This window comes from Pseudomonas sp. NPDC087804, assembly GCF_044742965.1.
GTDB lineage: Bacteria > Pseudomonadota > Gammaproteobacteria > Pseudomonadales > Pseudomonadaceae > Aquipseudomonas > Aquipseudomonas rustica.
The window spans coordinates 134,529-158,876 of record NZ_JBIUVN010000005.1; the positions used below are offsets into that span (position 1 = coordinate 134,529).

The 24,348-nt window shown below is 57.9% G+C and carries 26 protein-coding genes; 14 read left to right on the forward strand and 12 right to left on the reverse strand.

Annotated elements, in window-relative coordinates; genetic code table 11:
• Positions 1–91 precede the first annotated feature (91 nt).
• Positions 92–1,459 (reverse strand): DUF1329 domain-containing protein, encoded by a 1,368-nt coding sequence (locus tag ACIOMO_RS11535; RefSeq protein WP_053117210.1) that lies wholly within the window; start codon positions 1,457–1,459, stop codon positions 92–94.
• A gap of 23 nt (positions 1,460–1,482) precedes the next feature.
• Positions 1,483–3,276, reverse strand: coding sequence for a DUF1302 domain-containing protein (locus tag ACIOMO_RS11540; protein WP_212544053.1), 1,794 nt, complete (start codon positions 3,274–3,276; stop codon positions 1,483–1,485).
• Between the two features lie 746 nt (positions 3,277–4,022).
• On the opposite strand from ACIOMO_RS11540, the gene ACIOMO_RS11545 reads away from it, so the two are divergent.
• The 3 genes from ACIOMO_RS11545 (at position 4,023) to ACIOMO_RS11555 (ending at position 7,832) form a co-directional block, all read left to right on the forward strand.
• Positions 4,023–6,545: an S-type pyocin domain-containing protein gene (locus ACIOMO_RS11545; RefSeq protein ID WP_401240726.1), complete on the forward strand. Its 2,523-nt coding sequence runs from the start codon at positions 4,023–4,025 to the stop codon at positions 6,543–6,545.
• The gene (locus ACIOMO_RS11550) at positions 6,545–6,805 is read left to right on the forward strand and encodes a hypothetical protein (RefSeq protein WP_053117206.1); all 261 of its coding nucleotides are present in this window, start codon (positions 6,545–6,547) and stop codon (positions 6,803–6,805) included. Before ACIOMO_RS11545 ends, ACIOMO_RS11550 begins: the two co-directional genes overlap by 1 nt.
• Positions 6,806–7,208: 403 nt before the next feature.
• The gene (locus ACIOMO_RS11555; protein ID WP_401240728.1) at positions 7,209–7,832 is read left to right on the forward strand and encodes a hypothetical protein; all 624 of its coding nucleotides are present in this window, start codon (positions 7,209–7,211) and stop codon (positions 7,830–7,832) included.
• Between the two features lie 48 nt (positions 7,833–7,880).
• On the opposite strand, the gene ACIOMO_RS11560 is transcribed toward ACIOMO_RS11555, so the two are convergent.
• From ACIOMO_RS11560 to ACIOMO_RS11580, 5 genes are all read right to left on the reverse strand, one after another.
• Positions 7,881–8,792 (reverse strand): SDR family oxidoreductase, encoded by a 912-nt coding sequence (locus tag ACIOMO_RS11560; RefSeq protein ID WP_159812177.1) that lies wholly within the window; start codon positions 8,790–8,792, stop codon positions 7,881–7,883.
• Positions 8,793–8,994: 202 nt separating this feature from the next.
• On the reverse strand, positions 8,995–9,897 hold the full coding sequence (locus tag ACIOMO_RS11565; protein WP_401240731.1) for an alpha/beta fold hydrolase: 903 nt from the start codon (positions 9,895–9,897) through the stop codon (positions 8,995–8,997).
• Positions 9,897–10,679 carry a class II aldolase/adducin family protein gene (locus tag ACIOMO_RS11570; RefSeq protein WP_053117200.1) on the reverse strand — a complete coding sequence of 261 codons (783 nt, stop codon included), beginning with the start codon at positions 10,677–10,679 and terminating at the stop codon, positions 9,897–9,899. Before ACIOMO_RS11570 ends, ACIOMO_RS11565 begins: the two co-directional genes overlap by 1 nt.
• A gap of 132 nt (positions 10,680–10,811) precedes the next feature.
• Positions 10,812–11,498, reverse strand: a complete 687-nt coding sequence (locus ACIOMO_RS11575; RefSeq protein WP_053117198.1) for an LrgB family protein — start codon at positions 11,496–11,498, stop codon at positions 10,812–10,814.
• The gene (locus ACIOMO_RS11580) at positions 11,488–11,874 is read right to left on the reverse strand and encodes a CidA/LrgA family protein (protein ID WP_053117196.1); all 387 of its coding nucleotides are present in this window, start codon (positions 11,872–11,874) and stop codon (positions 11,488–11,490) included. Before ACIOMO_RS11580 ends, ACIOMO_RS11575 begins: the two co-directional genes overlap by 11 nt.
• 97 nt (positions 11,875–11,971) lie before the next feature.
• Between ACIOMO_RS11580 and ACIOMO_RS11585 the strand changes: the two genes are divergently transcribed.
• Complete coding sequence (locus tag ACIOMO_RS11585) at positions 11,972–12,859, forward strand: LysR family transcriptional regulator (protein WP_401240736.1); 888 nt, start codon at positions 11,972–11,974, stop codon at positions 12,857–12,859.
• Here the strand turns inward: ACIOMO_RS11585 and ACIOMO_RS11590 are convergent.
• Complete coding sequence (locus ACIOMO_RS11590) at positions 12,849–13,304, reverse strand: flavodoxin (protein WP_053117192.1); 456 nt, start codon at positions 13,302–13,304, stop codon at positions 12,849–12,851. The two genes, ACIOMO_RS11585 and ACIOMO_RS11590, sit on opposite strands and share 11 nt — an antisense overlap.
• 153 nt (positions 13,305–13,457) lie before the next feature.
• On the opposite strand from ACIOMO_RS11590, the gene ACIOMO_RS11595 reads away from it, so the two are divergent.
• A complete protein-coding gene (locus ACIOMO_RS11595; RefSeq protein ID WP_053117190.1) occupies positions 13,458–13,934 on the forward strand; it encodes a PAS domain-containing protein in 477 nt (158 codons plus the stop codon).
• A 54-nt stretch (positions 13,935–13,988) separates the two neighbouring features.
• Positions 13,989–14,594, forward strand: a complete 606-nt coding sequence (locus tag ACIOMO_RS11600; protein ID WP_053117187.1) for a hypothetical protein — start codon at positions 13,989–13,991, stop codon at positions 14,592–14,594.
• Positions 14,595–14,597: 3 nt separating this feature from the next.
• Here the strand turns inward: ACIOMO_RS11600 and ACIOMO_RS11605 are convergent, their stop codons facing one another.
• Positions 14,598–15,557, reverse strand: coding sequence for a MerR family transcriptional regulator (locus ACIOMO_RS11605; RefSeq protein ID WP_401240740.1), 960 nt, complete (start codon positions 15,555–15,557; stop codon positions 14,598–14,600).
• A gap of 210 nt (positions 15,558–15,767) precedes the next feature.
• Between ACIOMO_RS11605 and ACIOMO_RS11610 the strand changes: the two genes are divergently transcribed.
• The 6 genes from ACIOMO_RS11610 to ACIOMO_RS11635 all read left to right on the forward strand — a co-directional run bounded on the left by ACIOMO_RS11610 (position 15,768) and on the right by ACIOMO_RS11635 (position 18,854).
• The gene (locus tag ACIOMO_RS11610) at positions 15,768–16,337 is read left to right on the forward strand and encodes an antibiotic biosynthesis monooxygenase (protein WP_401240743.1); all 570 of its coding nucleotides are present in this window, start codon (positions 15,768–15,770) and stop codon (positions 16,335–16,337) included.
• Positions 16,338–16,463: 126 nt separating this feature from the next.
• Positions 16,464–17,174 (forward strand): dihydromonapterin reductase, encoded by a 711-nt coding sequence (folM, locus tag ACIOMO_RS11615; protein WP_401240746.1) that lies wholly within the window; start codon positions 16,464–16,466, stop codon positions 17,172–17,174.
• Positions 17,175–17,195: 21 nt separating this feature from the next.
• Complete coding sequence (folE, locus tag ACIOMO_RS11620) at positions 17,196–17,756, forward strand: GTP cyclohydrolase I FolE (RefSeq protein WP_053117179.1); 561 nt, start codon at positions 17,196–17,198, stop codon at positions 17,754–17,756.
• On the forward strand, positions 17,757–18,128 hold the full coding sequence (folX, locus tag ACIOMO_RS11625) for a dihydroneopterin triphosphate 2'-epimerase (RefSeq protein WP_053117178.1): 372 nt from the start codon (positions 17,757–17,759) through the stop codon (positions 18,126–18,128).
• Between the two features lie 98 nt (positions 18,129–18,226).
• Positions 18,227–18,523, forward strand: coding sequence for a DUF1244 domain-containing protein (locus ACIOMO_RS11630; RefSeq protein ID WP_401240749.1), 297 nt, complete (start codon positions 18,227–18,229; stop codon positions 18,521–18,523).
• Complete coding sequence (locus tag ACIOMO_RS11635) at positions 18,516–18,854, forward strand: HopJ type III effector protein (RefSeq protein ID WP_102900671.1); 339 nt, start codon at positions 18,516–18,518, stop codon at positions 18,852–18,854. The genes ACIOMO_RS11630 and ACIOMO_RS11635 overlap by 8 nt, the downstream gene beginning before the upstream one ends.
• Before the next feature lie 214 nt (positions 18,855–19,068).
• Here ACIOMO_RS11635 and trxB read toward each other — a convergent pair whose 3' ends face one another.
• Complete coding sequence (gene trxB, locus ACIOMO_RS11640) at positions 19,069–20,031, reverse strand: thioredoxin-disulfide reductase (protein ID WP_053117174.1); 963 nt, start codon at positions 20,029–20,031, stop codon at positions 19,069–19,071.
• 312 nt (positions 20,032–20,343) lie between these two features.
• On the opposite strand from trxB, the gene cysZ reads away from it, so the two are divergent.
• Positions 20,344–21,096, forward strand: a complete 753-nt coding sequence (gene cysZ / locus ACIOMO_RS11645) for a sulfate transporter CysZ (protein ID WP_159812166.1) — start codon at positions 20,344–20,346, stop codon at positions 21,094–21,096.
• A 42-nt stretch (positions 21,097–21,138) separates the two neighbouring features.
• Entirely contained in the window at positions 21,139–22,338 is a 1,200-nt protein-coding gene (locus tag ACIOMO_RS11650) for a glycosyltransferase family 4 protein (RefSeq protein ID WP_401240753.1), read from the forward strand.
• A 137-nt stretch (positions 22,339–22,475) separates the two neighbouring features.
• On the opposite strand, the gene ACIOMO_RS11655 is transcribed toward ACIOMO_RS11650, so the two are convergent.
• Both ACIOMO_RS11655 and ACIOMO_RS11660 read right to left on the reverse strand, forming a co-directional pair.
• A complete protein-coding gene (locus tag ACIOMO_RS11655; RefSeq protein WP_282355775.1) occupies positions 22,476–23,579 on the reverse strand; it encodes an NADH:flavin oxidoreductase in 1,104 nt (367 codons plus the stop codon).
• Positions 23,580–23,774: 195 nt separating this feature from the next.
• A complete protein-coding gene (locus ACIOMO_RS11660; protein ID WP_053117143.1) occupies positions 23,775–24,257 on the reverse strand; it encodes a glutathione peroxidase in 483 nt (160 codons plus the stop codon).
• Between the last annotated feature and the right edge of the window lie 91 nt (positions 24,258–24,348).

Consider the following 24,348-nt stretch of genomic DNA (forward strand, 5'->3'; position numbering starts at 1 on the left):
ACCTTGTTGACGAGTATTCAGCGCGCTGATTGCGGCCCATAAAAAAGGCGACCGAGTGGTCGCCTTTTGCCTTGCCGATGTATCCAGACCGTTACCGAACGCCCTCGGCGCGCAAGGCCGATGGCGTGTAATCCGCCGCCTTGGCTTCGAAGCCGAATTCGTAACTGTGTTTCTCTTCGTTCTTCATGCCCAGGGCAATGTAGCGACCGGCAATGATGTCGTAGAGCGCTTCGAGGGTGTAAGCCTGTGCCTGATGCTCGTAGTGATATTCAGAGTGACCTTCGGCCACGCGCCACAATTGACCGCGACCGTCATAGTGATCGACCAGTGCGACTTGCCAGCTGTCTTCATCGATGTACATGTGGCGCTTGGCGTAGATGTGCCGCTCGTTCGGTTTCACCGTACCGATCACCTCCCAGACACGGTGCAGTTCGTAACGGGTCAGATCCTGATTGATGTGCCCGGCCTTGACGATGTCGTCGTATTTCAGGCTCGGCGAATCGAGTTTGTAGCTGTTGTACGGGATGTACATTTCCTTTTTGCCGACCAGTTTCCAGTCGTAGCGATCCGGTGCGCCGGAGAACATGTCGAAGTTGTCCGAAGTACGCAGGCCATCCGCCGCCGTGCCCGGGCCGTCATACGCCACTTGCGGCGCCCGACGAACCCGACGCTGGCCGGCGTTGTAGATCCACGCCAGACGCGGCTCCTTCACCTGATCGAGGGTTTCGTGCACCAGCAGTACGTTGCCGGCCAAACGCGCCGGCGCGGTCACTGACTGTTTGAAAAAGGTCAGCACGTTGGCGGCTTTTTCCGGGTCGATATCCTTGATCAGTTGCGGCACGGCGATCTCTTCTTCGAAGCGGATCGGCGTGAAGCTGCCGTTGGTCTGCGGGGTCACCTGAGTGATGATGCGTTTGACGTTGCCACCGTGATAACGGGTGATGTGGTTCCACAACACCTCGACGCCGTTCTTCGGAATCGGAAAGGCGTAGTAGCGGTTGCCGGTGAAATTGGCCAAGCCGTTACCGTCGTTGATGGTGGTGACGTTGAGCGCGCTGCGCTTGGCCGATTCGTAGATTTCCGGCGGCACGGCGACGGTGCGATGAGTGGTGTAGACCGGAATTTTGTAGGTTTCAGGGTAGCGCTTGAACATCGCCACCTGGCCTTCGGACAGCTTGTCTTTGTACTTGTCGACGTTGGCCGGGGTGATGGTGAACAACGGTTTCTCGTTGGCGAACGGGTCGGCGAGGAAACCTTTGCTGTCCACCGCGGCGGCGTTTTTCGGGATACCGCCGGTCCACGCCGGAATCGAGCCATCGGCGTTGCCGGCCTTTTCAGCACCGAGCGGGGTCAGGCTGGTGCCGAGTTTGTTCGCTTCATCCGGCGACACCGCCGCCATCACGTTGGCCGCCAGCACACTCAGGGCCAGCACACCACATTGCAGAATCATTTTGCGCATTGCAGTCATCCTTCTCGGGCAGATCAGAAGTTCACGCCGAAGCTCAGGGCCACGAAGTCACGGTCTTCGAGGACGTTGTAGTCACCGCCAAAGAAGTCGGTGTAACTGAGGCTCGCGGTGTAGGTGTTGCGGTAGTCGGCATCGACGCCGACGCTGATCGCTTTCGCGCCTTCGTTGAACAGGCCGTTGGGCCCGTAACCGGCGACGTCATGCGACCACGACAGATTGGGTTTGAAGTTGATCCCGCCGACCACGTTGGCGTAATCGAGAATCGCCCGGGCGCGGTAGCCCCACGAGGTCGAGGTGACAAAGCCATCGGTGTCGCCGCCGAAACCGTACTGGCCGTACACCGAGTCGCGGCCATAACGCAGCTGACTGCGCGACTCCAGACCACCGACGTGCACCACCGCCGCTTCGCCGACTACGGTCAGACGTTCAGCGCCCAACACCTGATCGAAGAAGTGCGTGAGGGTGCTCTGCACTTGCGTCACTTCTTTACGGCGATAACCTTTGTTGTCCGCGCCCGGCGACGTCGCCAGTGGCGAGGCCGCACCGCCGGCAATCGGGTTGAGCAGCGCCAGCGTCAAGTCGTTGGTGTTGACCTGCACCGGCGCGTTGGGCCGGTAACTGATCTCGCCAGTCCACGCGGTACCGGTCGGTAAGGTGGTGGAGAAACTCGCGCCGTACAAGCGAATGTCTTCCGGGTATTCGAGGTAGTACTGACCGCGTCCAAGCATCACGCTCTGCGCCAGCCCCGCACCGCTGCCCGGCGCCAGACCGTTGGCAATGCCGACCATGCCCGGCAACGCCGCCAGCGTCGAAAGCCCCGCCGTAGTGGTGCCCACCGTTGGCGTGCGGCTGTGATAGTTCATGAAATAGAGGCCGTACTCGGTATCGTCGCCGAGCCAGCGCAGCGCCGTGCCCCACTGCCCGGAATCCCGCGCATCGCGGTCGCCGCCACGGGGAATCACCACCCCTTCGCGAGTGACCTGAATGCCCTGACCGAATGCCTGGGTCAACGGCACAAACGGTGCAATGGCTGGACTGCCGACGGTGTAGCCGTTGTTGCAACCATCCGCCGCCACGTCGACACCGAAGAACGTGCCGCAGTTGTCGAGAACGGTCTGATCCCACTCCAGTTGGTAAAAGCCTTCAACCGTCAGTTGATCGGTCAGACCTTGCGAACCGAACAACATGTTCACCGGAATCAGGCCTTCCTTGATCTCGGCACCGGGACGGCGAAACGCGGAAACGTCGACCGGGTTGATGCTGTTGATCGAGTTGCCGATGAAGGTACTTTCGCCCCAACTCACCACCTGCTTACCCGCGCGCACAGTGCCCGGCAAATCAGCGATGGAATAGTTGTGATAGACGAAGGCATCGAGAATCTGCGCGCCGGAAGACTTGGCGCCTTCCTTGCGACCGCTGTCGCTGATCTGTTTGAACTCGCGGTCTTCGTCCTTGAGCTCGAAGTCGTACCAATACTTGCCGCGCACAAACACACCGGTGTCGCCGTACTTCAGTTCGAGGTCGTGAATGCCTTTGAAGATTTTCGAAAAGGTCTCGCCTTTCTTGAAGTTCAGGCGCCCGTCATCACCCGTGGAAGATTGCCCGGTACCGCCGTTGACCGTGCCGACCAGCGACTTGTCGGCATCGCGCATGCCCCAGCTCGCCCCGATCGACAAGGACGAGTCGAACGTCCCTTCGATTTCGCCGATGTTGAACGAAACCGCCTGCGCCTGGGCACAGCAACCCAGAGCCACCGCAGCGGCCAGCGCTTGCGGTGTGAAGATGGCGCGCATTGTTGTTTTTGTCATGCGTCTTCCCCGGTGAGTGACAGAAGGCCCCACCCTACTGCCGCCACCACCGGACGATAAGCGCACCAAGGAGGTATTCACGCTGTCGCTCGAAAGGATGAATGCCCGCACAGCACGGGGCTATGCGCGATCCATGAGTGAGCTGGATGGACGATCATCAGCACAGCGCATGGTGCATGCCGGGACGTAGCGACTGTTGCATGCTCCGCAACAGTGCATGTCCGGAATCGCTATTTTTCCTACAGGCCGAACTGCTTATTCTGAGCGGGCTTTCACGGGATACGCCGAAAAGCGCCGAAGCACTGGCCATGAGCAACGCTGGCCATTGCTGACAGATTTCAGATGAATCGATAGGTCGGTTTATCGCCCCGGTGTTCACTGACGTTGATTTGTAGCTCCTTGATCCAACGTCTTACCTTGGCCGCTGCGTTTGCAGCGGCCTTTTTTATGGGCGCTGCATTGATCAGATCCTACAAGGCGCTGAGCTAACTACCGCGGCGCACTGTAAGAAATTTCCGCATTCCTACTAATCCTACATATTCATTAACAAAATCTGTCTCATCGCTTCCCAGACTCTCTTTGTCGTACCAGAAGTTTCCGACAACACACTAAGCCCATTCCTAGAAATTAATCACTTAGCATAAACATACCTGCTCACATCATTGGCGCAGGCTTGCAGCTTTACGCTTGCGACTAATGCCGCACAGCAAAAGCTATTTCGATGCCGCATTTAAAAAGGAATTTAAATGCAACGACCACCACAAGATAATTTTCCGGCTATCCATACTGTTGGACAAGCCCCGGAATGGATGACCCCGATTACCACTCATTCACGCCCTCGCGGCAGTGGCATGTTCGGGAACGGTACCAACACTCAACTCCACCAGGTGGAAACATCTGTCAGAACTCAAGAAGTAAAAAGACAAGTACAGCAGGAATTTGAAACCAAGTCACAAGCACTGCCGGTTAATCTGGAAGCAGAAATTGCAGCCAATAGATCACAGCTGCCTGCTTCATCGATATCAGCCGTTCAGGCGTGGCAGAGAGAAGTAGATATAAGGGAAACATTACGCGCTCGAAAGACCGTCGAACTACAGCAAAAAAACATTACTGCGAATGCTTTTTTCGGCAGTGACCCGAGAGATAAATCATTCACCGACTTCGTTCGTAAAGCGACAACCATCGACAAGCTAATCTGGCCCGGCGCTCGCTCGACACAACTCTGGGAGCAATCCTATCTCGCGGCGCATGAGGCCCAGCTTCTATCTCAATCGATTGCCCTGCTGCACCAGCAAGCGATGAATGCACAAAGTTACTTGAGGGCCGCACAGGCTGAGGAGCACGCAAGGAATGCGGCGATGGCCGAGGCAGCTCGAGTGGCAGCCGAAAACGCCCGGATTGCAGCGGAACAACAACGGCAGAGAGACATTGCCGATGCGGCACGCAGACAGGCGGAACATAACAGAGCACAGGAGCAGGCAAGACTTGCTGCGGTCGCAGAAGCTCAGCGCCTGGCCGCTGAACGAGCACGTATTGCAACGGAGCAACAACGGCAGAAAGACCTTGCTGAAGTTGCACGCAGACAACAGGAAGAACATAGAGCGCGCGAACAGGCACGACTCGAGGGTCTGGCCAACGCCGAGCGCGCTCGAATTGCTGCTGAACAGCAACGCCAGAGAGAACTCGATGAAATAGCTCGCAAAGAGCAGGAAGAGGAGGAAGTCAGAGACCAAGCAGAAAGAGAAGAATTGAGAAAACTTTACAATGAATTAATCGAAAATGCGGCGCGTGAAAAGGCTAAGGCTCAAGCTGATGCTTTGGCATTGAAAACAGCGCTTGCCAGAGCGCAAGTCGATGCAGAAGCAGCCGCACAGTTTTTCGCTGTGGAGCAGGCTCGTCTTACTGCAGAAATGGAGCAGCGAATCGAGCAAATAAAGTCCCGACTGGAAGCCGAGCAGCGACGTCAGGAAATTCTCAACGGCGCCATCAGAACCGCTACATCTGTGGCTCAACAGCAAGCTCAATTGGCAACGCAAAAGATCAATCAGCAAAGAGCAGCGAAGTCGCAAGCGGAGGCCGATGAACGAGATGTAGAAGAGCCTCGGCAAATATCGGAAATTCACACCGTTTACCCAGCCTCCGGAGCGCTGGCTGTCAGCCGGCCGGTTTTCTCGTTCGCATCAAGTGCAGTTCGCCTGCCCCCTGCGACGACGACCTCGATTCTCAACGCTATGAGGTCAGGGCTTTTGACGCTGACAACGGCGGGAACTGCTTTGATAGCTCCAGCAGTTGTCGGTTTCGCGGCACTGCTGATGCCATCGCGCTTGGGTAACGGTGATCGATTCACGCTGAGCGTACCGTTTGCCGAACTGTCTTCAGAAACTCCCGAGACATTGCGCGAAATCGCCGACCGACAAGGAACACTCGATCTACCCGTTGGATTGGGAATTCGATCTTTTGGCCCCGGCGCCGAAGTATTCGTCACGACTACCGACGACTTCCATGTGCGCTCAAGTGTTCTGGTGCTGAACGCAGCGTACGATCTATTGAATGACGTCTACGAAGCCGTTCTGCCGGATTCTCCAACTGACTTCCTTACCTGGACGCCCGCCCACTCACCGGGTAACAGCTCTACTGCATCACCCATTACGGAAACAGATACGCCCGCCTACTCGGGAGCCGCCATTATCCCGGTTGAAGGGCGACTGGATATAAATCCGATTCTGGTCGAGGGGTGGGAACGATTCATTATTGTGTTCCCTGATGACTCAGGGATTGCTCCGCTTTATGTGGTGTTCAGCAGTCCATACGAGGGAGCAATCCAAGAAGGAGAGCACAGCACTCGAAAGTTCAATCCGGAGGAAATTGGATTACCGATTATTCTTTCTCATTGGGGTTCTGCAATTGCAACACCGGAAGGAGTTTTTACGGTGGAATCCCACACCCTTAAATTCCCAAAATCAGCTGCAAACGAAATCATGGTCGACAGGTTATATAAAGTTCTTCAAGGGGAGCTTGAGATGACCGACACAGATAAGCGTTTTTACACACATGAAATCAGGGAATTTGAACGACTCAAAGCCATGGGGTATGGCGACAATGAAATGCCCGACAAAGACTCTCCCGTATGGAACAACGTGCATGCTGCGACCTTGGAAGACTATCAATTGAGAGACGATCCGGCTTTGCTCTACACACCGGAAGCTCTGGAAGCCGATGACCTACAGCAAGAGCGCGAATATCAGAAGTTACTCAAGGAGATGTGGTAATGAGCACCATTGAGCAAATCGTAAAAAATGAATCTTTGGATGACATCGTCACCGTATTCTCGCTGTTCAACGCGAATCCGCATCTGGACATGATGATCAGACGTTATAACCGAGAGCTGATCTCCGAATACGGAGCTTTGGAAATGGCATACGCGCGCCTTCTTGCTGCTGGTGTATTGGCACACGGCGACAAAGGCTTGGCAGCCAAAGGCCCAAACTGGAAAGCCCCAAAATTCATGATAGAAAACAGATACTCCTAACCGGACCATCAAGCCTGAGTTTGATGGTTCTTTTCTCAGAACGAAGACTTCTGTAAATGCGCCATCAATTGCCCAAGCGTCTCCATATTTATCTCAAAGATGCGCTCACTGACTTTTGATTTTTAGCTCCTTGATCCAACGTCTTACCTTGGCCGCTGTGTTTGCAGCGGCCTTTTTTATGGGCGTCGTTTTGCCCACCTCTCCTGCATTCATCAGGAAGTTTTCCCATCAGTTGTAGGAAATCTCTTTTTGACCCGCTGATGCCAAGCTTTAATTCAGGGCTAAAGATTATTCATACAAATACGCGCGTCATTACTGACGAACGATGCAGATATGTCTGTTCAAAAGCTGATGTAGGTTAATCGCTCCGAAAAATCCGAAAAACTTGCAGCGAGTAAAACGAATGTTGGAACAAGATTCTGTTAAAGCCGCAGAGACAAAAATCGAAAGAAAAGGATCTGCTGCCGACCTCATCATGCTTGCGCGTCTTGATGCCATCCTGGAGTGCAAGCTTGCGATGACCGACACCGATCGCCGGTACTATGCGCATGCGATTCGAATGATGGAGCGATTCAGAGCGATGGGGCTTGCTGACGACTACGTTCCCAAGAGTAATCCGTCGCTTTGGAATAACGTCCATTCGGCCACACTTGAAGATTTCAAACTGGGTGATGATGAGGCATTGCGCTACACCGCCGAGGCGATTGACGCTGCGAAAAAACAGGAACTGGAAGCATTTGAATGTGTCAGCAGAATCAAGAGTTCGCCTGCAAAACTCGAGCAGGCTGTCAGGCAAGAAAATCTCAGGGATTTGTTATCAGTGTTGGCAATCGGTTTGGCATTTCCCGCCCTCGATACACTGTTCGGGCGTTATCGATTTGAAGTCATTGCACGTGGTGAACTGTGTAAAACGTACGAGGAATTATTTCATGAAGGCGTATTGGCTGAGGGCAAAGAGGCTGTCGCCATTTCGGGCCCAAATTGGAAACTCCCGGAATTCATAATTGATAAACGGTACGAGGAATAAAAGAAAGAGCCTCGCCACGTCGAGAACGCAGCGAGGCTAAAACGTCCCTTACAGCGAATACTTCTGCAAATTCGCCATCATTTCCTTCAGCGCTTCAATATTGTCCTTCGGATGCGCCGCGCCTTCGAAATCACAAATCTGCTGCCAGTGCGCCGCGACATCTTCCGGCGAGAAACCCACTCGCGGATCAAACCCGGCGCCCAAACTGCGCTCCCAACGCACTTTGCCCATCCAGCCGCCACCAACTTCGAACAGTCCTGAAGTCTCCTGGCATTGCTCGCTCGCCAGGTACACCACCAGCGGGCTGACCAGTTCCGGTTTGAGTTGTTCGAACACTTGCGGCGGGATCAGGCCTTCGGTCATGCGCGTGCCGCCAGTTGGGGCGATGGCGTTGACGAGGATGTTGTTTTTGCGGCCTTCGATGGCCAGGGTGCGGGTCAGGCCGTAGAGGCCGAGTTTGGCCATGCCGTAGTTGGACTGGCCGAAGTTGCCGTAGATGCCGGAGGTTGATGCGGTGAAGATCACGCGACCGTAGTTTTGCTCGCGCAGGTGCGGCCATGCGGCGCGGGTGACTTTGTAGGCGCCTTCGACGTGGACGCGGTAAACCAGATCCCAGTCGGCGTCGTCCATTTTGTGGAAGGTCTTATCGCGCAGGATCCCGGCGTTGTTGACCACGACGTCGACACGGCCGAAGACGTCGAGGGCGTTTTGCACGAGTTTGTCGCCGTCGGTGACCGAGTCGTGGTTGGCTTCGGCGGTGCCGCCGGCTTCACGGATTTCGGCGACGACGCGGTCGGCAGCGGAGGCATTGGCGCCTTCGCCCTGAGCCGAGCCGCCGAGGTCGTTGACCAGCACTTTCGCACCTTGTTTGGCGAATAGCAGTGCGTGGGCGCGGCCAAGGCCACCACCGGCTCCGGTGACGATCACGACTTTATCTTCGAAACGCACAGACTCATTCATCGAGGCAACTCCAGCAGGCCAATGGGACATTGATCCCGAGTGTCAGGCACGGGGCGTGGTGTCACAACGAACAGGGCTGGGGCTGAATGGTGTGCGATAAGGTTGGGGGATAGTCAGGTTTGAAAAGCACAAGATCGCAGCCTTCGGCAGCTCCTACAGGGGATCAGTGTAGGAGCTGCCGAAGGCTGCGATCTTTTGATCTTCAGGAACAGGCCACTTTGCGCGGTGGCAGCACCTGACGCTCGCGAAATTCCAGATAGTGCTTAAGCACCTGCACCGGTGCTTCGGTTTGCGGGTAGTGACCAATGCCCGGCAACAGCACAGCGTCGGCATCAGCAATCAACTCGCAATAACGCTGCACCATGTGTGCACCAGAGATCGGGTCGACTTCGCCATCAATCACCCGCAGAGGAATTTCACCGCGCTGCATCGCCGCGACCCAACGATCACGCTGCACCCGACGCTCCGGAATATAGCTGATCAGTTTGTGCATGATCCGTGGCCCACGATTAGTGTCGACCAGGCTCCAGAAATCATCCAGTTCGCTCTCTGTCGGCCGCGTGTTCGGCCCAAAAATCTGTCGAAAACTTTTCACCAGCGCATCGCGGGTAAACGCGCGCCCGATCATCCAGCCCAATGGGCTGAGCAGCAGTTTCTGCATCAACACCGGCCGATGGGTTTCCGGAAACAGGCCACCGTTGAGGAACACGCAACTGGCGATTTCGAGGCGATCTTCGTAATGCCGGGCCAGCAGTTCCTGGGCAACGCTGTCGCCGTAATCGTGCGCCAGCACATGCACCGGTTGCTCGACCTGCAAATGCGCGAGCAATGCCTGCTGCAAATCCGCCTGTTCCAGCAAGCTGTAGGTGTGGTTGATCGGCTTGGCTGAATCGCCGAAACCGAGCATGTCGCAGGCAATCACCCGATAACGCTGGGCCAGTGGCTGCCACAGGTAATGCCAGTCCCAACTGGCGGTCGGGAAGCCGTGGATCAGCAGCAGCGGCTCGCCCTGCCCCGCCGTCCAGTAACGGATCGGCTGACCACGAAAGACAAACGTCCGGCTGCGTTTACGCCAGACACACAGAGGAATCTCGGCAAGTGGCATTAGAGTTTATATCCGGGGTCTTGTTTATCGAGTTTGCGCAGCAGCGCTGGCCAGGCCAGCGCGCCACCCATGCCTTGAGCACTTTTGGTGACGCCGGCGATCATCGCTTTGGCGCCTGCCAGAATTTGCGGTTCGATGGCGATGAGTTCAGCGCCACCGGTTTGCGCCATCACCTGAATGTCGCAAGCGCGTTGGAAAGTGAACATCATCAAAAAGGTGTCGGCGATGGTGCTGCCACAGGTCAGCAGACCGTGGTTGTGCAACATCAGGAAATTATTTTCGCCGAGGTCGGCCTGCAAACGCGCCTTCTCTTCGTGGTTCAGCGCCACGCCTTCATAGCCGTGATAGGCGAGGCTCGACAGCACGAACAACGATTGTTGGCTGATCGGCAACACGCCCTGCTTTTGCGCCGACACCGCGACACCCGAGGCGGTGTGCGTGTGCAGCACACAAACCACGTCGTGCCGCACTTCGTGCACGGCGCTGTGGATGGTATAGCCGGCAGGATTGATTTCGTACGGGCTGTCCATGAGTTTGTTGCCGGCTTGATCGACCTTCACCAGGCTCGACGCGGTGATCTCATGGAACATCAGACCAAACGGATTGATCAGGAAGTCTTCGGTGCCCGGCACCTTGGCGGAAATATGCGTGAAGATCAGATCGTCCCAGCCATGGGCGGCGACCAGACGATAACAAGCGGCGAGATCGACACGGGTCTGCCATTCCGCAGCACTGACCTGGTCTTTGACGTTAAGGGACGATTGGACGGGGGCTACGCTCACTGTATGCACCTCTGCGTTCTTATTGTTCTGCAACGTGTGAGCAGTCTAGTCAGGTGCAGGCAATCACGTAGTTGCATTGGCAGCCAGCTTGATGACTGACCGGGTCAGTCGTGCAAACAGCTTGGATCCATGTCAAAGCAACGACGCCAACAAAGGTGCAGCAAACAGATTGAGCAACCCAGTGAGCACCATCACCAGCCCGGCGACAGAGCCTTCTTCACCGCCCACTTCATGCGCGCGACTCACGCCGGCACCGTGCGCGCCAACGCCGAACAACGCGCCACGCGCCAAGGCACTGCGCAGCGGCAACCACTTCAACAGCACGCCGCCGAGCATCGCGCCGAACACGCCGGTGAACATCACGAACACCGCGGTCAGCTCCGGCACACCGCCGAGGTTTTGCGCGAGCGGCATGGCGAACGGCGTGGTGATCGAACGCGGTACCAGCGACATCGTCACCGAACTGTCGAGTGCCAACGCCTTGGCCAAGCCGAACGAGGTACCGATCGACGCTGCACTGCCCGCCACCATGCCGAGCATCAGCGCCGACCAGTGCCGCATCAGCAATCGGCGTTGCTGCCAGATCGGCACAGCAAACGCGACGGTCACCGGGCCGAGCACCAACATCAGCCAATGGGTGTTGCTGGAATATTCGGCATAGGCGGTGTGCAGCGGCACGGCGAGCGCCAGCAGCAGCGCCGGCACCAGAATCAGCGGCGACAACACATAGCGCCCGGTGCGCCGATAAATCCAGCGGCTGAACAGGTACGCCAACAAAGTGAAGGCGAGCCAGAACATCGGCATCCATTCAAGCTTCATGGGAACGCCTCGCGCGCACGGCCAATTCCACGGTGAATGCGGTCACCAGCATCACCATCAAGGTACTGGCGGCGATCACCAGCAAAATCCGCCAGCCGTCATTGCGCAGCAACGTGCCGTAATCGAGCAGGCTCATCAGCGCCGGGATAAAGAACAACAACATCTCGGCCATCAACAAGCCCGCGCCCAATTGCAGCGCCGCCGGTTTGACCCAACCGAAAGCAAAGGCCAGCAGCAACAGCGCCATGCCGATCACGCCGCCAGGAATCGGCCAGGCCAGCCACGCGGCGAGTTGGCAGCCGAGCAGGTAGAGACCGAGTAACACGGCGAGTTCGACGAAGAGACGGGAAAGGTGTTTGAAGCGGGCGGCGTTCATGAGATTGGCTCCTTACAGAAGCCTATTTTACGAAGTGGCCTGCCATCCCCGAAGCGAATTGTTAGACTCAAAGCCATTCCAAAACGGAATCAGGCAGATGGAATTCAAACAGCTGCGCAGCTTTGTCGAAGTCATGCATCAGGGCGGTTTCACCCAAGCGGCGAAAACCCTGCACATCAGCCAGTCGGCGGTGAGCAAGCAAGTCGCACAACTGGAACAGAGTTTGGGCACTCCGCTGCTCGAGCGCCTCGGTTCGCAGTTGCGCCTGACCGCCGCCGGCAGCGTGGTGTTGCAGCGCGCCGAAGCGATGCTGCGTTTACGCAACGAATTGCTGGTCGAACTGGACGATCTCAGTCATCTGGCCCGTGGCGAGTTGCGCCTCGGTCTGCCACTGTTGGGCAGCGATGCTTTGTTCGCCGGGCTCTTTGCTGAATATCGCCGGCGCTATCCAAACATTAGCGTGCAGTTGCTCGAGGGCGGCAGCCGCAACATCGAGCAAGCCGTGCTCAACGGTGAACTGGAGCTGGGTGGCAGTTTGTTGCCGAAGGATCCGCAGTTCGACTGTCAGCCGTTTTGCGATGAGAAACTCGATGCGCTGCTACCGGTCGATCACCCGTTGGCTGATCGCGGCGAGATCGGATTGGAGGAGCTCGCCGATACGCCGTTTCTGCTTTATCAGCGCAGCTTCGTGCTCAACGATCGTTTGCTGCAGGCGTGCCAGCAAATGGGCTTCACACCGAAGGAAGGCGGCCGCAGCGGTCAGGCGGATTTTCTTGCGGCGCTGGTGGCCGCCGGGCAAGGCGTGGTGTTGTTGCCCAGCGTGGTGGCGCGCGGACTTGTGCGGCCAGGCGTGGTGCGCCTGACCTTGCGTGCGCCGGATTATCTGCGCTGGGACATCGCGTTTATCTGGCGTCAGGGCGCTTATTTGTCGAATGCCGCGCAGGCGTGGCTGGCACTCCTGCGCGAGCGGCCGATCAGCCCTTGAGCGCGTCGATCAACTGCGCCAGCCAAGGCTCGGCGTCGGTTTCCGGGGTCACGCTTTCGCTGGCGTCGATGCGCAGCATCTCCAGCACTTCACGCACACCCAGTTCGCCGAACAGTTCGCGCATTTGCTCGCCGCCGCCGCAGAAGGTGTCGCCATAACTGGCGTCGCCCAAGGCGATGACCGCGCCGGGCAAACCCCGCCACGCTGCTGGCAGTTGATCGCGAATGGTCGAATACAACGGTTGCAGGTTGTCCGGCAGCTCGCCCATGCCAGTGGTCGAGGTCACCGCGAGGAATGCTTCCGGGCCGAACGCTTGAATGTCCGCCAGGCTGGCGCGCGAGTTGTAGAAGGTTTCAAAGCCAGCGGCTTTCAACAGGTTCTGGGCGTGGCGGGCGACTTCTTCGGCGGTGCCGTAAACCGAACCGGAGAGGATGGCGACTTTCATCAATCTGATCCTGAAACTGAAAAAATGAGCGGCGATAGTAGCAGCCCGAGCCGCAAAGCTGCGATTGGATCTCAACTGGCGATAATGGCCAGTAGACAGCGCTGACGGTTTATCTAGAATGCGAACCCTCGGCCATTCTGAACGGACTCACAGATGATCAACGCCAGCCTGCTGCAAATGGTGATCAACGCCTCCAACGATGGAATCGTGGTAGCGGAAAAGGAAGGCGATCAGGACACGATCCTGATTTACGTCAACCCCGCATTCGAACAGCTGACCGGCTACAGCAGCGAAGAAATTCTCTATCAGGACTGCCGCTTTCTGCAGGCTGGTGACCGTGATCAAGCCAGTCTGGAGCGGGTTCGCGAGGTGCTGCGCAACAATGGGTCGTGCCGGGAAATCCTGCGTAACTATCGCAAGGACGGCACACCGTTCTGGAACGAACTGTCGCTTTCAACGGTAAAAAGCGCTGACGACGGGCTGACTTATTTCGTCGGCGTGCAGAAAGATGTAACGATTCAGGTCAAGGCTCAGCAACGTGTTGCGCAACTCGAACAGGAGGTCGCGACATTGAAAGCACAGCTGGCAGAACTGAAAGCGACGAACGGCGCAAACAAATCAGCGAACTAATTGTCATTAACTACAATCACCAATGACTTTGTAACTATATCTTTCGAGCTAACCATGCAACGCGACGCCCTCCTCACTCAGGATGAGCTGGATTTCATCCAGACCATGCAGCACAACCCGCAGCTGAATGTGCGGGATGCGACGTCGAGTCTGCTGGTTAATGGCGGTTCGCAGATCCGTGATTTGCTCACGCGCCTGGCCGCTCACGAACAAGTGACCATTCAGGCCAACTTCGAAAACCAACAGATGACTTTCCCGCTGCACCTGGTGGAAGACGAGTTCCACGCGCTGCATTTGCGCCTCGGCGTGCCGAGCATTTACGAAGACGGCCCGATGGTGCGGCCATGGCGCCTGGCGCTGGACGAGCCGGTGGCGCTGGAAAACGCCAATGGCCAACCGGGGACGTTGTGGGTTCATGAGGTGTCGCACAAAGGCGTGTTGCTGGAAGTGCGCAACAAGACCAAACCACCGAAGCATTTCGCCCTGTGGTTCAGCCCTTCAGGCTATGAGCGAATTTCCCTGCGCGGCAATTTCGAGCGTGAGACCGACAAAGGTTTCTTCGCCTACGAACTGAGCCAGACCGATGCCGATGAAACCGAGCGCCTGCGCCAGTTCATTCTGCAACAACATCGCCTGACCCACCCTGCCCTGCACACCTGAGTCTCAGGTATCGAGTTTGCCCGCGAGATATTGCGTCAGCCGCTGACGCATGGTCGCGCCTTCATTGCCCAGACAACCGATTGACGATCCGGCCAGAGTTTCCTCTGCCAGATCCGCCGCATCCCCCGCCAGCAACACCTGACAATCCAGACTCAGCGCCAAACGGTTCAAACGCCGTGGCAGTTCGACGGCCGGTGCGTGATTGGAAAACAGCACCAGTGCCTGCGGTTTGATCTTTTCGCAGACCAGCGTCAATTCATCGAATGGCTGACCGGTCGTCAATACCCGAACACCCGCATCGCTGCTGCTCAAAAACAGCGCGGCCACCAGCAATTCCAGTTCACGGCACTGACCGGCCAATGCACTGACAAGAATCTTGCGGGGCTGCGTGGTGCGTAACGCGATGATTCGTTGCAGTACGCGGGTTCTAAGGTAGCCGTCGTAGAACAGCCATTCGCTGGTGTGTCCGAAGGCTTCCTGCCCCAGCAGCAATTGCCGCCACAGCGGCAGCAGGATGTCCTGAAAAACCACGGGCAGCGAATAAGAAGAAAAAATCTGGCCGTAGACACGATCCAGTTCAAGATCGTCGAAGGCGCTGACCGCACGCTTTACCTGATGCTGCCACTGCTGGTAATCGGCCTGCACCTGATCATCGGAAATGATGTGCGACAGTGCTTTTAGCGGTTCGGTTTTAGCGAGGATTTTGCCGACCTTGCTCACGGAGACGCCACGATCGATCCACTCGACAATGCTGCGAACGCGCTCGATTTCGGTCATTGAATACAGCCGATGCCCACTTTCGGTGCGCGTCGGTTCGATCAAACCGTAACGTCGCTCCCAGGCACGCAGCGTGACCGGGTTGACCCCGGTGAGTCGGGACACTTCACGAATGGGAAAGAGGTCTTCGCGCTCGAGCGCGTCAGACGCCCGTGAAACAGGGCTCAGCTCCGTAATGACAGGCATAGTGCGCTCAACGTCCTTGTAAAGTGATTGGATCCATTCTAGCTGCAATGCCCGCTAAAGGTAAAAGCGATGAACTGCGACGAAAGTCTCTGGTTAAATCGCGAAATTCAGGAATAATCCTTGCTTGGCAATAAACGCGGGCCTCTACCCCGGCGCGCGTCTGGCGAAACTCCTACCCGGAGTGCCGCGAACGAAATACGGAGATACACAATGTCTACTTCCCCCGTCACGCTGATGGTCGCGCGTCGCGTCGCCGATGGTCGCTATCAGGATCTGATTGCCTGGTTGCGCGAAGGCGAACAACTGGCCACCGACTTTCCCGGTTATCTCGGTTCTGGCGTGCTCGCTCCGCCGCCCGGTGATAACGAGTTTCAAATCATCTTCCGCTTCGTCGATGAACAGACTTTGCATACGTGGGAGCACTCCGCCTCGCGTACGGCATGGCTGGATCGGGGCAGCGATCTGTTTGCGCATCCGAAGGAACATCGCGTCAGCGGCATCGAAGGCTGGTTCGGCGCGGCCGGTCAGCGCCCGCCACGCTGGAAACAGGCGGTGGCGATCTGGCTGGCGTTCTTTCCGGTGTCGATGCTGTTCAACTTTGTGCTGGGCCCGCTGCTCGGCGAAATGAGTCTGTTGCCGCGGGTGTTTATCAGCACGCTGTGCCTGACGCCATTGATGGTTTATTTCTTTATTCCGCTGTCGACGCGATTACTGGCGAATTGGTTGAACAGCACGCCGGTTCGACGCGTGCCGGCCAAAACGTCTACGCAGCACCTTTAAAAGATCGCAGCCTTCGGCAGCTCCTACAGGGAGGCAAGCAGGCCAATGTAGGAGCTGCCGCAGGCTGCGATCTTTTCCGTCGTGTCGCTGTTATAGTTTTTGCTCCCACCGCGATGCGAGCCGTTCATGTCTACTTCCGCAGCCCCGATCCTCATCACCGGCGCCGGCCAGCGTGTCGGTCTGCATTGCGCGCAGCGTTTGCTTGAAGACGGTCATCGCGTCATCTTCACCTACCGCACCGAACGTCCCGGTGTACAAACACTGCGCGATTTGGGCGCCATCGGCCTGTTCGCCGACTTCTCCAGCGAAGCCGGGATTCTCGCCTTCATCAGCGAACTGAAAAACCACACCGACAGCCTGCGCGCCATCGTGCACAACGCCTCCGAGTGGCTCGCCGAAACCCCGGGCAGCGAGGCGGAAGCCTTCACGCGCATGATCAATCTGCACATGCTCGCGCCCTACCTGATCAACCTGCACTGCGCCGATTTGTTGCACCGCTCGACACCCGCCGACATCATCCATATCAGCGACGATGTCACGCGCAAGGGCAGCAGCAAACACATCGGCTATTGCGCCAGCAAAGCCGGGCTCGACAGCCTGACGCTGTCCTTCGCCGCGCGCTATGCGCCAGCAATCAAGGTCAACGGCATCGCGCCGGCCCTGCTATTGTTCAATCCCGACGACGACGCGGCGTACCGCACCAAAGCGCTGGCTAAATCGGCGCTGGGCATCGAACCCGGCAGCGAAGTGATCTACCAGAGCCTGCGCTATCTGCTCGACAACCCTTATGTCACCGGTACGACCCTGACCGTCAACGGCGGGCGGCACGTCAAATAACGCCTAGCTGCGAGGATGTCCATGAGCCTTTCCCTGCCCGAAAACTACCGTGAAATCCTCATCGGTCTCGGCGAAAATCCCGACCGCGAAGGGTTGCTCGACACCCCGGTGCGCGCGGCCAAAGCCATGCAATACCTGTGTCACGGTTACGATCAGAGCGTCGAGCAAATCGTCAACGGCGCGCTGTTTGCTTCGGACAGTGACGAGATGGTGATCGTCGCCGACATCGAGTTGTACTCGTTGTGCGAACATCACCTGCTGCCCTTCATCGGCAAGGCCCATGTGGCTTATATTCCGACGGGCAAGGTGCTGGGATTATCGAAGATCGCACGGCTGGTCGACATGTTCGCCCGACGCCTGCAGATTCAGGAAAACCTCACCCGGCAAATCGCCGACGCGGTGCAACAGGTCACCGATGCCGCTGGGGTCGCCGTGGTCATCGAAGCCAAACACATGTGCATGATGATGCGCGGCGTGGAAAAACAGAATTCGACGATGAACACCTCGGTCATGCTCGGCGCCTTCCGCGAGTCGAGCAACACCCGTCAGGAGTTCCTGCAATTGATTGGACGGAGCAAGTAAATGCCACAACTTCAACCGGGAATGGCGCGCATCCGGGTCAAGGATCTGCGCTTGCGCACCTTTATCGGGATCAACGAGGACGAGATCCTCAACAAGCAGGATGTGCTGATCAACGTCACCATTCTGTATGCCGCGCAGGAAGCGGTGCGTGACAACGACATCGATCACGCGCTGAACTACCGCACGATCACCAAAGCGATCATCGCTCACGTCGAGGGCAACCGTTTTGCGCTGCTTGAACGCCTGACGCAGGAATTGCTCGATCTGGTGATGAGCAACGGCTCGGTGCTGTACGCCGAAGTCGAAGTCGACAAGCCGCATGCGCTGCGATTTGCCGAATCGGTATCGATCACCCTCGCGGCAAGCCGCTGAGCTTCAAGCTTCGAGCTGCAAGCGTTAAGCTACCGCCACCCACAATCCAAACTTGCAGCTTGAAGCTCGCCGCTTGAAGCTGTCTCGAAGAGACCTCCATGAACGAGCAACAACGCCTCGAACTCGAAGCCGCCGCCTTCCGCCGGCTGGTCGCCCATCTGGACAGCCGCAAGGACGTGCAGAACATCGACCTGATGAACCTCGCCGGGTTCTGCCGCAATTGCCTGTCGAAGTGGTACAAGGCCGAAGCCGACGAGCGCCAGATCGACGTCAGCCTCGATGACGCCCGCGAAGTGGTTTACGGCATGCCGTACGCCGAGTGGAAAGCCCAATATCAGCAAGAAGCCAGCGCCGACCAGCAAGCGGCGTTCGCCAAAGGAAAACCCCATGAGTGACCTGAACACCCTGCGCGCCAGCCTGAAAAGCGGCGAGCACGCTTTCGCCGACACCCTGGCTTTCATTGCTGCCGGTTACGACTACCAGCCGCAAGCCTTCAACAACGGTGGCGTGGAAAACGCCGCCGGGCAGAACGAAGGTTCGTGCAAGACCTTGGGTCTGGCGCTGCTGGAAGGCCTGAGTGATGAAGAAGCGCTGCTGGCGTTTGGTGAGCATTACCGCTCGGTAGTGGCGACGCCTGAGGGCAGCGATCACGGCAACATCCGTGCGTTGATCAAACACGGTCTGGCCGGCGTCAAGTTCACCGCCCAACCCCTGACCCGCCGCTGATCAAGATCAAAAGATCGCAGCCTTCGGCAGCTCCTACACCGTGATCGTTCCCACGCTCCGCGTGGGAATGCAGCCGGGGACGCTCCGCGTCCCATCGGACGCAGAGCGTCCAGATGAGGCATTCCCACGCAGAGCGTGGGAACGATCATCACGTAGCTGAAACTCCGGGCACAAAAAAACCGGCCAATCTGGCCGGTTTTTTTATGTCTGCGATTTAGAACGATGCGTTCTGCAGACCGTCCAGGTAACGCTCGGTGTCCAGTGCCGCCATGCAGCCGGCGCCGGCCGAGGTGATGGCCTGACGGTAAACGTGGTCAGCCACGTCACCGGCAGCGAAGATCCCTTCGACGCTGGTCGCAGTCGCATTGCCTTCACGGCCGCCGTGCACCACCAGGTAACCGTCTTTCAGGGTCAACTGGCCTTCGAACAGCGAGGTGTTCGGGGTGTGGCCGATGGCGATGAACACGCCGTCGACGGTGATTTCGTCGAAGCTGCCATCGTTGTTCTTCAGACGCGCACCGGTCACGCCCATGTTGTCGCCCAGGACTTCGTCGAGAGTGGCGTTCAACTTGAGGATGATCTTGCCTTCGGCGACGCGAGCGTTGAGTTTGTCGATCAGGATCTTCTCGGCGCGGAAGGTTTCGCGACGGTGAATCAGGGTCACGGTGCTGGCGATGTTGGCCAGGTACAGTGCTTCTTCAACCGCGGTGTTGCCGCCGCCGACCACAGCGACTGGCTTGTTGCGGTAGAAGAAACCGTCGCAGGTTGCGCAGGCCGAAACGCCTTTGCCCATGAACGCTTCTTCCGACGGCAGGCCCAGGTAACGAGCGCTGGCGCCGGTGGCGATGATCAGGGCGTCGCAGGTGTAAACCGCGCTGTCGCCGGTCAGGGTGTAAGGCTTGGCAGCGAAATCCACAGCGTTGATGTGATCGAAAACGATCTCGGTTTCAAAACGCTCGGCGTGCTCGCGCATGCGCTCCATCAGGGCTGGACCGGTCAGGCCGTGAACGTCGCCCGGCCAGTTGTCGACTTCGGTGGTAGTGGTCAGTTGACCGCCGGCCTGCATGCCGGTGATCAGCAGTGGCTTGAGGTTGGCACGGGCCGCGTATACCGCAGCGCTGTAACCGGCAGGGCCGGAACCGAGAATAATCACTCGCGAATGACGGACTTCAGACATGACCTGCTCCTGTTGACCGGGCCGAAAAAACTGGCACGGATCGCCGGACTGCCGGCGGAAATAAAAAAGAACCGTGGAAAACCTTGGGGAAGGCTTGAGCTCGACAGTCCTGTAAAAAGTTGGGTGCAGCGTATCGAGGGGGGCAAGATTAAGGAAATACGGATTAACAATCCAGCTCATAGGTGGTCTCTATGCCGACACACTGACGAGATGGACGTCTTTGTTACAGTGAATGTCGATCGCTCTACCGTGCTTTCGCCGCCGTTGCAAAGTCGGTAAGGTCGGCGCGTTTTCCCTTGCTCGGAGCACCTTATGCCCGCCCCTGTTCTGTCCGGCCCGCAATACCTGCGCGAAGGCCTCAAACTGGTTCTCAGCCCTGGCCTGCGCTTGTTCGTGTTGCTGCCGCTGGCGATCAACCTCGTGCTGTTCGTCGGATTGATCTATCTGGCCGGCCACCAGTTCAGCCTCTGGGTCGACACGCTGATGCCGTCGCTGCCGGAATGGCTGAGCTTCCTCAGCTACATCCTCTGGCCACTGTTCGTGGTGCTGGTGGCGCTGATGGTGTTTTTCACCTTCACCATGCTCGCCAACGTGATTGCCGCACCGTTCAACGGTTTCCTCGCGGAAAAAGTCGAAGTGGTGGTGCGCGGCACCGATGACTTCCCGGCCTTCAGCTGGGGCGAACTGATCGAAATGGTACCGCGCACCCTCGCCCGGGAAATGCGCAAACTCGGCTATTTCCTGCCCCGCGCGATCGGTCTGTTCATTCTTTCGTTTATCCCGGTGGTGAACATTATCGCCGCGCCGCTGTGGCTGTTGTTCGGCGTGTGGATGATGGCGATCCAGTACATCGACTACCCGGCGGACAACCACAAACTCGGCTGGAACGAGATGCTCGCCTGGCTGCGGCAGAAGCGCTGGCAGAGCATGAGTTTTGGCGGGATCGTCTATCTGGTGCTGCTGATTCCAGTGGTGAACATTTTGATGATGCCGGCCGCCGTCGCCGGTGCGACGCTGTTCTGGGTGCGTGAGCGTGGCGCCGAGAACCTGGTGACTCAACGCTAACGCGGCGTCACAAATCCATCATCCGAACGTCACAACGACGACATGGCCTCAGCCGACACTGAGGTCATGACGACAGCTCTGCATATCACCCTCATCAGCGAAACCTTCCCACCGGAAATCAACGGCGTGGCCAATACCCTTGGCCGCTTGTGCGATGGACTGCGCGCGCGCGGGCATCAAGTGGATCTGGTGCGCCCGCGTCAGGCCGGCGATCCGCAGCGCAGCGATGACGACGCGCTGCTGTTGTGCCGAGGCTGGCCGCTGCCGGGCTATCCGGGCCTGCAATGGGGCCAGTCGTCGATGCACAAATTGCTGCGCCGCTGGAAACGCCAGCGCCCGGATGTGCTGTACATCGCCACGGAAGGCCCGCTGGGTTTATCGGCTTTGCGCGCGGCGCGACGCCTGGGGATTTCGGTGGTCAGCGGCTTTCACACAAATTTTCAGCAATACACCAGTCAGTACGGCCTCGGCCTGCTGACGCGGATGCTCACGCATTATTTGCGCTGGTTTCACAATCGCTCGGCGATGACGCTGGTGCCCAGTCCCAGTCAACGTCTGGAACTGGAGCGTCGGCATTTCGAGCGTTTGGCGTTGTTGTCGCGCGGTGTGGACAGCCAGTTGTTTCACCCGAGCAAACGCCTGAACGCCTTGCGTGAGCAATGGGGACTGGGCGAGCGCGACGTTGCCGTGATTCACGTAGGACGCCTCGCGCCGGAGAAAAACCTAGGCCTGCTCAAGGGCAGCTTCGAAGCACTGCGCAGCGCTTATCCACAGCGCAATCTGAAACTGATCGTGGTCGGCGACGGGCCGCAACGGCTGGCGCTGGAGAAGGAATTGCCTGAGGCGATTTTTTGCGGTGCCCAGCGTGGCGAAGCGCTGGCGGCGCACTATGCGTCGGGGGATGTGTTTTTGTTTCCGAGCCTGACCGAAACCTTTGGCAATGTGGTGCTGGAAGCGTTGGCGTCAGGGTTGGGGGTAGTGGCTTACGATCAGGCTGCGGCGGCGCAGCATATTCGCCATGGCTACAGCGGCGTGCTGGCGATGCCCGGTGATGAAGAGGCGTTTTGCGAGGCGGCGGTGTGGTTATTGGAAGAGGATGAGCGCTTGCGTTGCGTGCGCCTGAATGCGCGGCAGCATGCGAGTCGCCAGGGATGGGCGGCGATTATCGAGCAGTTTGAGAGCCATTTGCGTGGGGCATGTTTGGGGGATTTGGTGGTGCCTGGGGCTCAGACACTGCCCTGAATTGTTGTTGACCTGCCAACCGCTTTCGCGAGCAGGCTCGCTCCCACAGGGGATCTTTAGTGAACATAAAATTTTGTGAACACCAGAGGAACCTGTGGGAGCGAGCCTGCTCGCGAAGAGGCCAATGAAGGCGCCGCTTAAACCAGCGACATCAACGCCTCACGGCTGAACGGCAAAATATCCTGTTCACGCCCTTCGCGGACTTTCAACGCCCAGTCCGGGTCAACCAGCAGCGCACGCCCCACCGCCACCAGATCGAATTCCTCTTTGTTCAGACGCTCCAGCAAGTTCTCCAGACTGGCCGGTTGCGCGACCTTGTCGGTGTTGACCATGAACTGCAGGAACTCGCCATCCAGGCCGACACTGCCAACGGTGATAGTCGGTTTGCCGGTCAGCTTTCGCGTCCAGCCGGCGAGGTTCAGGTCAGAGCCATCGAACTCAGGCTCCCAGAAACGGCGTGTCGAGCAGTGGAAAATATCCACGCCAGCGTCGGACAACGGCTTGAGGAATTCACCCAGCGCTTCCGGGGTCTGCACCAGGCGCGCGGTGTAATCCTGCTGCTTCCACTGCGAGAAGCGGAAGATGATCGGGAAGCCTTCGCCGACCGCAGCACGCACGGCTTGAATCAACTCGATGGCAAAACGCGAACGGTTGGCCAGGCTGCCGCCGTATTCATCGGTGCGCTGGTTGCTGCCCTCCCAGAAGAACTGGTCGACCAGGTAACCGTGGGCGCCGTGGATTTCCACGCCGTCCATGCCGATGCTTTGTGCATCTTTGGCCGCTTGGGCGAACGCAGCGATCACGTCCTGAATATCTTGTTTGGTCATGCCGTGCACCACGACCTGACCGTCCTTGAGTTTTTCCGACGGGCCGTAACCCGGCACGCTGGCGTCCGGTTCGGTGCCGATGCGGCGCACGCTGCCCACGTGCCACAGTTGCGGAACGATCTTGCCGCCTTCAGCGTGAACGGCGTCGACGACTTTTTTCCAGCCAGCCAACGGCGCTTCACCGAAGAACTGCGGCACGTTCGGGTAACCGTTCGAGGCAACGTGGCCAACGGTGGTGCCTTCAGTGATGATCAGGCCAACACCGGCCGCCGCACGACGGCGGTAGTACTCGATGACTTTCGAATTCGGCACGCCACCCGGGGAGAAAGAACGGGTCATCGGCGCCATGACCACGCGGGTCGGCAGTTCGAGGGCACCGAGGTGGAACGGTTTGAACAAGGCTTGAACGGGCATCGAGAGGCTCCACAGAAATGGCTTTATGACGGCGATAATATGGAGAGCCGAAGCCTTTGAACAGCATTATTGATTTCGGTGATTAAGGATCAAAAGACGCAGAGCAAAAGATCGCAGCCTTCGGCAGCTCCTACATGGGATTTTGAGGTCACCTGTAGGAGCTGCCGAAGGCTGCGATCTTTTGATCTTGCTTGATCAGCTCAGCGCTTTTTCAATCGCATGAACAATGGTCGGATCATCCGGCGCCGTACGCGGCGAAAACCGCGCCAACACCCGGCCGTCCTTGCCGAGCAGAAACTTCTCGAAGTTCCAGGTGATGTCACCGGGAAACTCCGCGCCCTCGCCCGCCAGCAGACGGTAGAGCTGATGCCGTTCGTGACCGTTGACTTCGAGCTTGCTCGACAACGGAAACGTCACGCCATAGTTGAGGCTGCAGAAATCCTGAATGTCCTTTTCAGAACCGGGTTCCTGACCGGCAAACTGGTTGCACGGCAGGCCCAGCACGCTGAAGCCTTTGCCTTTGAACTGCTGATAGAGGTTTTCCAGCGCCGCATACTGGGGGGTCAAGCCGCATTTGGAGGCGACGTTGACCACCAGCACGACTTGGCCCTTGAAAGGCGCCAGCGGTAGCTCCTGACCATCCAGGGCTGTCAACTTAAGGTCGTGAAAAGCACTCATGACGAACTCCAAGATTCCCGTGTTCTACTCGAAACAGCCACTTGGCGAGACCACCAAGGACAGCCGCGGACTAAAAAGGCGCCCGCAGGCG